We start from the raw sequence: 11,267 nt of genomic DNA on the forward strand, positions 1-11,267 counted from the left end.
GGCGGGGACGCGAGCCCACGGGTGTGTGGTCCACACGCGGGCGAGGTGCCCGCATCACGGGCGGCGACGACACACCTCACGCATTCCGCGACCGTCACCGACCCACGGAAGCAGCAGAACAGCCCCACGTCAGGGGCGACGACGGCCGCACCGCCCCGCTACCGCACCCCGGTGGGCCGGAACTGGACGCTGATGCGCGGCCCCACCGGCTTCGCCGTCTTCGGGACGGCGTGCTCCCAGGTGCGCTGGCACGACCCGCCCATGACCAGCAGGTCCCCGTGCCCGACGGCGAAGCGCAGGGTGGCGCTGCCGCCGCCGCGCTGGCGCAGCAGCAGCGCTCGCGGGGCGCCGAGCGACACGATGGCGACCATGGTGTCCTCGGTGCGGCTGCGCCCGATGGTGTCGCCGTGCCAGGCGACGCTGTCGCGGCCGTCGCGGTAGAAGCACATGCCAGCAGTGGTGAACGGCTCGCCCAACTCGGCCGCGTAGTGCAGGCTCAGCGCCTCGCGCGCCTCCACCAGGAGCGGGTCGGGCAGCGGCTCACCGACGCCGTAGAAGCGGACCAGCCGCGGCACGTCGACCACCCGCTCGTACATGGTGCGCCGCTCGGCCTTCCACGGCACCGACTCGACCAACGCGGTGAACAGCTGGTCGGACCCGCCGACCCAGCCGCGTCGCACGTCGACCCAGGCACCCTGGGTCAGGACGGTGCGCTCGACGGTGCCGCCGAGCGGCCCCAACGTGGCGCCCCCGATGACGCCGTCGTCGAGCAGGGAGGCTTGAAACGCAACGCTCATGGCTCAACACTAGCCGTATTCGAACGGACGTTCTACCCCCGGTGGTGGAACAGGCTGGCCCGACGCCGCGCCCGCCCGCAGCGCCTCCACGGCGCCGTCCTCGTCCCCGATCTCATTCAGGACCCGGCCGAGCAGGATCAGCGCCCTGCCGTTGTCCGGCGGCGACGCGGCCGCGACCCCCTCGTCGATCAGCGCCCGGCCGCCGTCCACGTCGCCGTCCGCGAACAGCATCACGCCCAGCAGCGCCTTGGACTCTGACACCGCCGCTGGCAGGCCGGAGGCGATGGCCCGCTCGAACAGCGCCCGCGCCTCGTCCTCGCGGCCTTCCTCGGCCAGCCCGTCGGCGCGGTCGACCAGCGCCATCGGGTCCAGATCGTCGGTCATCGGCCCCAGCCAACCCGACGAAGGCGAACGGCGGGCGAACGACGGGCGACGATCACCCCTGGACGACGCGATCCCCGTGCGGCCAGGATGAGCGCGACCCCGTGGCCGCCCGCGAAGGAGCCGACATGACCGTTCTCGCCGACCTGCTAGACGCCGTCGCCGGCGGCCGCGTCGAGGTGCTCGACCTCACCGCGCCGCTCAGTTCGCAGACGCCGATCCTGAAGCTGCCCGAGCCGTTCGGCCAGACGGTCCCGTTCCAGCTGCACGAGATCAGCCGTTACGACGACCGCGGCCCCGCCTGGTACTGGAACAACATCACCACCGGCGAGCACACCGGCACCCACTTCGACGCGCCCGTGCACTGGGTCACCGGGCAGGACGGCGGCGACGTCGCGCAGGTGCCGCTCCCCCGGCTGGTCGCGCCGGCCGCGGTCATCGACGTGACGGAGCGGGCGGCGGCCGACCCGGACTTCCTGCTGGAGATCGACGACGTCAAGGCGTGGGAGACCGAACACGGCCCGCTGCCCGACGGCGGCTGGCTGCTGCTGCGCACCGGGTGGGACGCGCGGTCGCACGACCAGGAGGCGTTCCTCAACGCGAACGAGGCCGGCCCGCACACGCCCGGCGTCAGCGTCGAGTGCGCCCGCTGGCTGGCCGACGAGACGCCCGTCATCGGCCTCGGCGTCGAGACCGTCGGCACCGACGCCGGAGCGGCGCACTCGTTCGACCCGGCGTTCCCGTGCCACTCGTTCCTGCTCGGCGCCGGCAAGTACGGGCTGACGCAGCTGCGGAACCTCGCCCAGCTGCCGCCGACCGGCGCGGTCGTCGTCGCGGCGCCGCTGCCGATCGTCGGCGGGTCGGGCAGCCCGGCGCGGGTGCTCGCGCTGGTCGAGCGGGCGGGCTGAGGCCGGTGCGGGTCGCCGAGGCGGCGGGCCGGGCGCTGGCGCGGCTCGGCGTCCGCCAGGCGTTCGGCGTGGTCGGCAGCGGCAACTTCCACGTCACGAACGCACTGGTCGACGGTGGCGCGCGGTTCGTCGCCGCGCGGCACGAGGGCGGCGCGGCGACGATGGCCGACGCGTACGCGCGGATGAGCGGCGAGGTCGCCGCGCTCACCGTCCACCAGGGTTGCGGGCTCACCAACGCGCTGACCGGCATCGCCGAGGCGGCCAAGAGCCGCACCCCGCTGCTGGTGCTGGCCGCCGAGGCGACCGTCCCCGGCTCCAACTTCTTCGTCGACCAGCCGGCCCTCGCCGCCGCCGTCGGCGCGACGTCGGTCCGGGTGGCGTCCGCCGAGACCGCCCTCGACGACGTCGCGCGGGCGTATGCGCTGGCCCGGCACGATCGGCGCACCGTCGTGCTCAACCTCCCGCTCGACGTGCAGGGACTGCCGGTCGACGACGGCGCCCACGTGTGGCCCGCGGCGGCGCCGCCTCCCCCGCCACCGCCGGACGCGAGCGAGCTGGCCGCGCTGCTCGCGACGGCCCGGCGCCCGGTGCTGATCGCCGGACGGGGTGCGCGGCACGCCCGCGCCGAGCTGCTGGAGTTGGCCGACGCGTGCGGCGCGCTGGTCGCCACGTCCGCCGTCGCTCGTGGGTTGTTCCACGGCAGCCCGTGGTCGCTGGACGTGTCCGGTGGGTTCGCGTCGCCGCTGGCCGCGTCGCTGATCAGCGACGCCGACGTGGTCGTCGGGTTCGGCTCCGCGTTGAACATGTGGACGCTGCGGCACGGCCGGCTGATCGGGCCGGGCGCCCGGGTCGCCCAGGTGGACGTCGAGGACGGCGCCATCGGCCGGCACCGCCCCGTCGACGTCGGCGTCGTCGGCGACAGCGCGCAGGTGGCGCGGGCCGTCACCGCCGCACTCCACGGCCGGCACGGCATCGGGTATCGCAGTGACGACGTCCGCGACCGGATCGCCCGCGAGCTGCGGTGGCGCGACGTCGCGTACGACGACTGGGGCGGGGATGGGCGGATCGATCCGCGCACACTGACGATCGCCCTCGACGACCTGCTGCCGGCCGGGCGTGTCGTCGCCGTCGACTCCGGCAACTTCATGGGCTACCCGAGCATGTTCCTCTCCGTCCCGGACGAGTTCGGCTTCTGCTTCACGCAGGCGTTCCAGTCGATCGGGCTCGGGCTGGCGACGGCGATCGGCGCGGCACTGGCCCGCCCGGACCGGCTCCCGGTCGCCGCCCTGGGCGACGGCGGCGCGCTGATGGCGGCGGCCGAGCTGGACACCGTCCGGCGGCTCGGACTGCCCATGGTCGTCGTGGTCTACAACGACGACGCGTACGGCGCGGAGGTGCATCACTTCGCCGGGGGCGAGCCGCTCGGCACCGTCACGTTCCCGGACACCGACATCGCCGCCGTCGGCGCCGGTTACGGGTTCGACGCGGTGACCGTGCGGTCGCCGGTCGACCTCGACTCCGTCCGCCACTGGGTCGACGGCGACCGGTCCCGCCCGCTCCTCGTCGACGCGAAGGTCGCCGCGCCGCACGGCTCCTGGTGGCTGGAGGAGGCCTTCCGCGGCCACTGACCGCCACCTCCCCGCGTTGATCAGCCCGCCCGCGCGACGATCTACGGGTTCGGCGCCCGCAGCTGACCGGCGGCCGCGGCGACGACAGCGTCGGTCAGCTCGTCGAGCAGCGACGACGCCAGCTTCCAGCGCTGCCAGTACAGCGGCACGTCGAGGTGCCGGCCGCGCGCGAACTCGACCAGCCGGCCGTCGTCCAGGGCGGGCCGGGCCATCGTCTCCGGCACCAGCGTCCAGGCCAGCCCGAGGATCGCCGCGTCGGCGAAGCCCACCGACGACGGCAGGACCGTGACCGGCGGGTCGACCGGGCGGCCGGCCAGCTCGCGGGCGAACCGCGCCTGCAGCGCGTCCTTGCGGTTGAACAGCAGCGTCGTGGCCGACCCGAGCGCCGCCGCCGTCGGGCCGTCCGGGAACCAGCGGCGGGCGAACGCCGGCGACGCGACGCCGAGGTAGCGCATCCGGCCGAGCGGGCGGACGCTGCAGCCCTGGACGGCGCGCGGGTCGGCGGTGACGGCGGCCATGACGACGCCCTCGCGCAGCAGCGTCGCCGAGTGGTCCTGGTCCTCCTGGTGGATCTCGAAGCACGCCGCCCGCTCCGTCGCCAGCCCGGTGAGCGCCGGCAGGAACCAGGTCGCCAGCGAGTCGGCGTTGACCGCCACCGGCAGCCGGACCTCGACGCCGCCGGGGTCGTCGCACAGCGCCGCGAGGGCCTCACCCTCCAGCAGCCGCACCTGGCCCGCGTACCGCGCCAGCACCTGTCCCGCGGGTGTGGCCCCGGCCGGGCGGGTCCGCGTCACGAGGATCCGGCCCAGCCGCGCCTCGAGCGCCTTGACCCGCTGGCTCACCGCCGACGGCGTCACGTGCAGCCGCCGGGCGGCGGCCTCGAAGCTGCCCTCCTCGACGACGGCGGCGAACGCGCTCAGCTGTGCCAGATCGATCCGGTTCATGAAGCCATGCTAAGGAACGCTTAGAAACATTAGCTGGTTTTGATTTCGACCCGGCCCTACCGTCGGTGACGTGTCCAGTGCCGCCATCGGGTTCGTCACGTCCCTCTCGCTGATCATCGCCATCGGGGCGCAGAACGCGTTCGTCCTGCGCCAGGGCATCAGCCGCCGTCACGTGCTCCCGGTGGTGCTGGTCTGCGCGGCCGCCGACGCGCTGCTCATCGGCGCCGGCATCGCCGGGCTGGGGGCGCTGCTGACCGCGCACCCGTGGGCGCTCGACGTGGCGCGGTACGGGGGTGCGGCGTTCGTGCTCGGCTACGGTGCCCTGGCCGCGCGCCGGGCGCTGCGCCCGTCGTCGCTGTCGACGGCCGGGCGCTCGGCGACGACCGCGCGGGCCGCCGTGCTCACCTGCCTGGCGTTCACGTTCCTCAACCCGCACGTGTACCTCGACACCGTCGTGCTGCTCGGCTCCCTGGCCAACCAGCACGGCGACGACGGTCGCTGGCTGTACGGCGCCGGCGCCGCGGCGGCGTCCATCGGATGGTTCACCGCGCTCGGGTTCGGCGCCCGGTCGCTCAGCTCGGTGTTCGAGCGGCCGCGCGCCTGGCAGGTCCTGGACGGCTCGATCGCGCTCGTCATGGCCGCAATCGGCCTCGGCCTGCTCCTCGGCTGAGTCGCTGACCTGGCTCCTCCCACGAACCGTTCGTCACGCGCCCGCGAGATGACCGGGCCCCTCAGCGCAGGCCGTTGCGGGTCGCGACCCCGATCAGCAGATTTGGGTCGTCGCTGATGATGCCGTCGACGCCGAGGTCGACGAGGCGCTGCATGATCGCCGCGTCGTTGACGGTGTACGGGACCACCTTGACGTGCATGCGCTGCAGGTCGGCGATCTCTGGGCCGTGGAAATAGGACGGGTCCTCGCGCAGATACCAGTCGCTGGACTGGACCACGCCCTGCGACGGGTCGTGCACCTGCCAGTTCGCCGACACCGTCGAGGCGCCCGCGATCCGCGTCATCACGCCGAGGTTGCGCGAACGCCACCAGTCGATGCCGTCGGTCCACGGGCTCTTGACGGACGGATCGCCGTAGGCCGCCTGCAGCGAGCACTCGTCGGCGAGCGAGGCGCACTCGGCCGGGCCGTACTGCCAGACCAGCGCGACGGTCTCGATGTGCCGGTTCAGCTGGCGGGCGTAGCGGATCGTGCGCCAGTCGAACGACTGGATGGTCGTCCGGTCGACGAACCCGGCGTCCTCGATCGCCTCGACCAGCTTGTCCGTGAAGACGTCGTACGGCGCGGTGTCGTCCACCAGCGGGCTGATCTTGGTCTCGACGTTGAGCCGGACGTCGTCGCGGCCGCTCGCCTCGACCAGCGCGAACACCTCGTCCAGGGTCGGGATGCGCGCCCCCGGGACGGCCACCTGCTCGGGCAGGTCGGCCGGCGTCTTCGAGCCGCAGTCGATGGTCGTGATCTGCGCCAGCGTGAGGTCGCGGACGAGGTCGCCGACATACGGGAACTCCGGGTCGCCGGGGGTGGCCGGGGCGGTGTCGACGCAGTGCGATGCGTTGATCGCGCGGTCGTGGCTGACCACCAGCACGCCGTCCTCCGTCACGCCGGTGTCCAGCTCCAGCGTCGAGACGTCCGGGTTCGCCAGCGCGTGCTCGAACGCCGGCAGCGTGTTCTCCGGACGGTCCCAGCGACCGCCGCGGTGGGCCTGGACGTCGAACGGCGACGCGACCGGCTCCGGCAGCGCGAAGCCGCGCTCGGCCATGACGCCGCGCAACCGGTTCGGGTAGTCGGTGATGATGCCGTCGACGCCGTCGTCGATGAGCTTCTCCATCGTGGCGGGGTCGTTGATGGTCCACGGGACGACCTCGATCCCGGCCCGATGCGCCGAGCGGACCATCTCGCGGGTGACGTACGGGACGTAGTTCGGGTCGTTGACGGAGCCGCCCTGCGGGAAGCCGTGCACCGGAGAGAACGCGTCGGCGCCGAACGACTTGATCGCCGCGATCGGGTCGTCGTCGAAGTCGTCGATGTCGATGCCGCCCAGCCACGGCGACGCGCCCGGCCGGTCGACCTGCAGGAAGTCGTAGTTCGTCAGCGCCACCAGCGGCAGCCGCGGCATGACCTCGCCCATCCGCATCAGCGCGCCCCAGTCGAAGGACTGGATGGTGACCTGCCGCTCCATGCGCGCGGCGCGGATCTCGCGGGCGACGACCTGGACGAACTGCTCGCGCGGCGCGGTCTCGTGCGGCGCGCCGGCCTCCACCTTGGTCTCGATGTTCAGCACGACGTCGTCGGCGTCGTACCGCTGCACCAGGTCGAAGACCTCGCTGAGCAGCGGCATGCCCGCGCCGGGCACGACCTGCTGCTCGGGGTAGCCGGCCAGCCGGCGGCTGCCGCAGTCCAGCGTGCGCAGCTGGGCGAGCGTGAGGTCCTTGATGTACCTGCCCTGGGAGTACGGGAACTGCGGGTCGCCCGGCGTGACGGGCTCGGTGTCGGCGCACTTGGCCGGGTTGATCCGGCGGTCATGCGTCACGACGGCGTAGCCGTCCTTGGTGATCTGGACGTCCAGCTCCAGCGTCGACACGCCCAGCTGCAGGGCGTTGCCGAACGACGCGAGCGTGCTCTCGGGCCGCAGCCCCAGCCCGCCGCGGTGGGCCTGCAGGTCGAACTCGGGGGCCGGCGTCGCCTGTGCCGGGGCGGCGAGCAGGCCCGCGCCCAGCACGGCGGCCGCGAGGGCGGTACGCAAGATTGGCATCGACATGGCGCCGATCGTGTCCACACCGGTTGAACGCCGCGGGGTGGACAGGTGACAGGGAGCCGACCGGCAGACCGACATCAGGCCATCGGGCGGGCGCTGACCAGTCCGGTCTGGTAGGCGATGACGACGAGCTGGGCGCGGTCGCGCGCGCCGAGCTTGATCATGGCCCGGCTGACGTGCGTCTTGGCGGTTGCCGGGCTGAGCGAGAGGGCGGCGCCGATCTCGGCGTTGGACAGCCCGGTGCCGACCAGCGCCAGCACCTCGCGCTCGCGCTGGGTGAGCACGCCGAGACGGTCCTCGGCCACCTGGTGCGCCGCACGCGCCGCGGTGAACTGGGCGATCAGCCGCCGGGTGATCTTCGGCGCGAGCAGCGCCTCGCCGGCGGCGACGACGCGGATGGCGTGCAGCAACTCCTGCGGCCCGGCGTCCTTGAGCAGGAACCCGCTGGCGCCGGCCTCGAGCGCGTCGAACACGTACTCCTCGGTGTCGTACGTGGTGAGGATCAGCACCTTGACCCGCTCCAGGCCGGGGATGGCCGCGATGCGGCGGGTCGCCTCGATGCCGTCGAGGTCGGGCATCCGGATGTCCATGAGCACGACGTCGGGGCGCGACTCGCGGCAGCGCTCGATCGCCTCGGCGCCGGTGGCCGCCTCGCCGACGACGTCGATGTCGTCCTCGACGTCGAGCAGCACCCGGAAGCCCGCGCGGACCAGCACCTGGTCGTCGGCGAGCAGGACCTTCACCAGTTCGGTCATCGGGCGGCGGCCTCGACGCGGTTCAGCGGCAGACGGGCGCGCACGCGGAAGCCGTCGCCGTCCGGTCCGGCCTCGAACGTGCCGCCGAGCAGCTCGCAGCGTTCCCGCATGCCGGCCAGGCCGCGCCCGGGCTCGACCGGCGGGCCGGCCGGCGCACTCAGCCCGCCGCCGTCGTCGGCGACCTCGAGCCGCAGCTCACCATCGCGCAGCTCGACGCCGACGGTGACCCGGGCCGGCCCGGCGTGCCGGATGACGTTGGTGATGCACTCCTGGACGATCCGGTAGGCGGCGCGGTCGACGGCCTCGGGCAGCGCGCCGGCGGGAACCGAGCCGGTGACCGCGACGTCCAGCCCGGCCCGCCGCGCCACCGCGAGCAGCTCGTCCAGCGCTCCGAGGCTCGGCCCGGGCGAGCCGTCGTCGTCGCCGCGCAGCACACCGAGGACGGAGCGCATCTCGCGCAGCGCCCGGGCGCTGGTCTGCTCGATGGTGAGCAGCGTCTCGCGGGCCCGCTCCGGCCGTTTGTCCAGCACGTGAGCCGTCACCCCCGCCTGCACGTTGATGATCGCGATGGCGTGCGCGACCGTGTCGTGCACCTCGCGGGCGATGCGCAGCCGCTCGGCGTCAACCCGGCGTCGGGCCTCCTCGTCGCGGGTCCGCTCGGCCACCTCGGCCCGGTGCAGGGCGTCGGCGGCGATCACGCGGCGCGAGCGCACCGACTCCCCCAGCGCCGCCGCCATGATGGTCGCGCCGATGCGGAACGCCAGCCAGCCGATCCGCTCGCCGTCGTCGAAGTCGGTGGTGAGGATCCAGACGACGGCCAGCACCGCGAGGCCGTTCGCGACGATGACCAGCGAGCGGCGGCCGTCGCCGTGCGCCGTCACCGTGTAGATGGCCACGAACAGCGAGATCCAGCCCGGCCCGTCGGGATACCCGGCCGCGAAGTAGGCCACGCTGATCAGGCCGGTCGCGACGAAGACCGGAACCGGCCAGCGCCGCCGCACCAGCAGGAGCAGGCCGCTGAGCATGAGCAGCCCGTTGCCCAAGACGCCGAGCACGTCGAACGGACCGGCCAGCTCGGGGTCGGCCAGGATCGCCGAGTGCGTGCCCTGCACCTGCAACAGCGTGACGAAACCGGCGATCAGCACGTCCTGCGTCGGCGCCGACAGCGTCGGAAGGCGCCGTACCAACCGCTCCATGGCAGCGATGGTAGCGACGCGGGCCGGGACGCCGCGTCCACTCGTGGGCGCACCGGGCTACTCCGGCGGGCGTAGCCCGGTACCGCCGAACGCGCCCCGCGGCCGACGACGGCGCCCGGGCCGTCCGCCCAGGATCGCGGTATGACGACTACACCGACACACAGGCCAGGGCCGTTGGGCCGGCTGGCCGGCGTCTCGTTCCGGCACCGCTGGCGCGTGCTGCTCGGCTGGGCGGCCGCACTGGCCGTCGCCGCGGGACTGGCCGCGGCGTTCGGCGGCGACTACGAGGTCGACTACTCCAGTCCCGGAAGCGACTCGCAGCAGGCGCAACGGCTGCTCCTCGACGGGTTCCCGGCCCAGGCCGGCGAGCCGGTGGACGTGGTGGTGCACTCCGACGACCCGGCGACCGACCCGGACGTCCAGGCCGACGTCACCGCGCTGCTGGACGAGCTGCGCACGATGCCGCACGTCGTCGCCGTCGACGACCCGTACACGACGGCCGGCGGGCTGGCGCCGGACGGGCAGACGCTGCAGGCGCGGATGAGCCTCGACGTCGACGCGCCGGAGGAGCTGCCGGTCGCCGACGCCGAGCTGATGCTGGAGGCGGCCGAGGAGGCGTCGCGGCCGGGACTCGACGTCGCGCTGGGCGGCGACGCGATCCGGCAGGCCGAGTCCGGCGAGTTCGGCGGGGAGATGGTCGGGCTGGTCGCCGCAGCCGTGATCCTGCTGGTGACGTTCGGCACGGTGGTCGCGGCCGGGCTGCCGATCGGCGTCGCGGTCGCGGGGCTGGCGGTCAGCTCGATGCTGGCGGGCGTGGTCGCGGCGATCATGGACGTGCCGAGCTGGGCGCCGATCCTGGCGTCGCTGATCGGTATCGCGCTGGGCATCGACTACGTGCTGCTCATGGTGACGCGGTTCCGCGAGTGGCGGGCCGCCGGGCTGGAGCCCGAGCGCGCCGTCGTCGCCACGCTGGACACCGCCGGGCGTGCGGTCATGGTGGCCGGCGGCACGGTGATGATCAGCATGTTCGGGCTGTTCGCGATGGGCCTGTCGTTCATGCGCGGCGCGGCCGTGGTGACGATGGTCGCCGTCCTGATCGTCATGGCGGCCGCGGCGACGCTGTTCCCGGCGCTGCTCGGGTTCTTCGGGCACCGGATCGAGCGGTGGCGGCTGCCGATCGGACGGCGCGGCGCGGTCGCGGTGGCCGAGGGCGGGCACGTCGAGCCGTCGCGCGGCTGGCTGCGGTGGAGCCGCCTGATCGAGCGCCGCAACGTCGTCGCCGTCACACTGGGCGGCGCGCTGATGCTGGCGCTGGCGGCGCCGTTCCTCGGGGCCCGGTTCGGCTTCCCCGACGCCGGCAACGACCCGGCCGACCACTCCAGCCGACAGGCCTACGACCTGCTCGCCGACGGGTTCGGCGCCGGCGCCAACGGCCCGCTGCTGCTGGTGACGTCGCTGGCGGGTGACGAGGGGGCAGCCGCGCTGCCGGCGGTGTCCGACGCCGTCGCGGCGACGCCCGGGGTAGCGGCCGTGCTGCCGCCCGTCGTCGACCCGTCCGGCGGCACCGCGCTGCTCACCGTCCTGCCCGAGGCCGGGCCCCAGGACGCCGCCACCGAGGACGTCGTGCACACGCTGCGTGACGACGTGCTGCCCGCGGCCGAGGCCGACACCGGCCTGGACGTGCACGTCGGTGGCGTGACGGCCGCCGCGATCGACGTCAACGAGTCGATGGCCGGCGGGCTGCCGCTGCTCATCGGCGGCGTGGTGACGGTGTCGATGGTGCTGCTGCTGGTGTCGTTCCGCAGCGTCGTCATCATGCTGACCGCCGCGGTGATGAACCTGCTCTCCGTCGCGGCCGCCTACGGGGTGGTGGCGCTGGTCCTGGAGGGCGGGTGG

General features: G+C 73.9%; 10 protein-coding genes. 4 read left to right on the top strand and 6 right to left on the bottom strand.

Annotation, left to right across the window (positions count from 1 at the left end; all coding sequences use genetic code 11):
- Positions 1 to 158: 158 nt before the first annotated feature.
- Both E1262_RS17500 and E1262_RS17505 read right to left on the bottom strand, forming a co-directional pair.
- Positions 159 to 797: an alpha-ketoglutarate-dependent dioxygenase AlkB gene (locus E1262_RS17500; protein WP_132104424.1), complete on the bottom strand. Its 639-nt coding sequence runs from the start codon at positions 795 to 797 to the stop codon at positions 159 to 161.
- Positions 798 to 806: 9 nt separating this feature from the next.
- On the bottom strand, positions 807 to 1,181 hold the full coding sequence (locus E1262_RS17505; protein WP_132104425.1) for a tetratricopeptide repeat protein: 375 nt from the start codon (positions 1,179 to 1,181) through the stop codon (positions 807 to 809).
- A gap of 125 nt (positions 1,182 to 1,306) precedes the next feature.
- Between E1262_RS17505 and E1262_RS17510 the strand changes: the two genes are divergently transcribed.
- The gene (locus E1262_RS17510) at positions 1,307 to 2,086 is read left to right on the top strand and encodes a cyclase family protein (protein WP_132104426.1); all 780 of its coding nucleotides are present in this window, start codon (positions 1,307 to 1,309) and stop codon (positions 2,084 to 2,086) included.
- A gap of 5 nt (positions 2,087 to 2,091) precedes the next feature.
- Positions 2,092 to 3,714 (top strand): thiamine pyrophosphate-binding protein, encoded by a 1,623-nt coding sequence (locus E1262_RS17515; protein WP_132104427.1) that lies wholly within the window; start codon positions 2,092 to 2,094, stop codon positions 3,712 to 3,714.
- Between the two features lie 41 nt (positions 3,715 to 3,755).
- On the opposite strand, the gene E1262_RS17520 is transcribed toward E1262_RS17515, so the two are convergent.
- Positions 3,756 to 4,658 (bottom strand): LysR family transcriptional regulator ArgP, encoded by a 903-nt coding sequence (locus E1262_RS17520; protein WP_203453964.1) that lies wholly within the window; start codon positions 4,656 to 4,658, stop codon positions 3,756 to 3,758.
- Between the two features lie 70 nt (positions 4,659 to 4,728).
- Between E1262_RS17520 and E1262_RS17525 the strand changes: the two genes are divergently transcribed.
- Positions 4,729 to 5,328, top strand: coding sequence for a LysE/ArgO family amino acid transporter (locus tag E1262_RS17525; RefSeq protein ID WP_132104428.1), 600 nt, complete (start codon positions 4,729 to 4,731; stop codon positions 5,326 to 5,328).
- A gap of 61 nt (positions 5,329 to 5,389) precedes the next feature.
- On the opposite strand, the gene E1262_RS17530 is transcribed toward E1262_RS17525, so the two are convergent.
- The 3 genes from E1262_RS17530 to E1262_RS17540 form a co-directional block, all read right to left on the bottom strand.
- On the bottom strand, positions 5,390 to 7,417 hold the full coding sequence (locus tag E1262_RS17530) for a glycerophosphodiester phosphodiesterase family protein (protein ID WP_132104439.1): 2,028 nt from the start codon (positions 7,415 to 7,417) through the stop codon (positions 5,390 to 5,392).
- An 80-nt stretch (positions 7,418 to 7,497) separates the two neighbouring features.
- The gene (locus E1262_RS17535; protein WP_132104429.1) at positions 7,498 to 8,175 is read right to left on the bottom strand and encodes a response regulator transcription factor; all 678 of its coding nucleotides are present in this window, start codon (positions 8,173 to 8,175) and stop codon (positions 7,498 to 7,500) included.
- Entirely contained in the window at positions 8,172 to 9,371 is a 1,200-nt protein-coding gene (locus E1262_RS17540; protein WP_132104430.1) for a sensor histidine kinase, read from the bottom strand. The genes E1262_RS17535 and E1262_RS17540 overlap by 4 nt, the downstream gene beginning before the upstream one ends.
- Before the next feature lie 141 nt (positions 9,372 to 9,512).
- Between E1262_RS17540 and E1262_RS17545 the strand changes: the two genes are divergently transcribed.
- On the top strand, positions 9,513 to 11,267 hold a 1,755-nt coding region (locus E1262_RS17545; RefSeq protein ID WP_132104431.1), incomplete at its 3' end, for an MMPL family transporter.

Origin of the sequence: Jiangella aurantiaca, assembly GCF_004349105.1 — a bacterium.
GTDB classification, from domain to species: domain Bacteria; phylum Actinomycetota; class Actinomycetes; order Jiangellales; family Jiangellaceae; genus Jiangella; species Jiangella aurantiaca.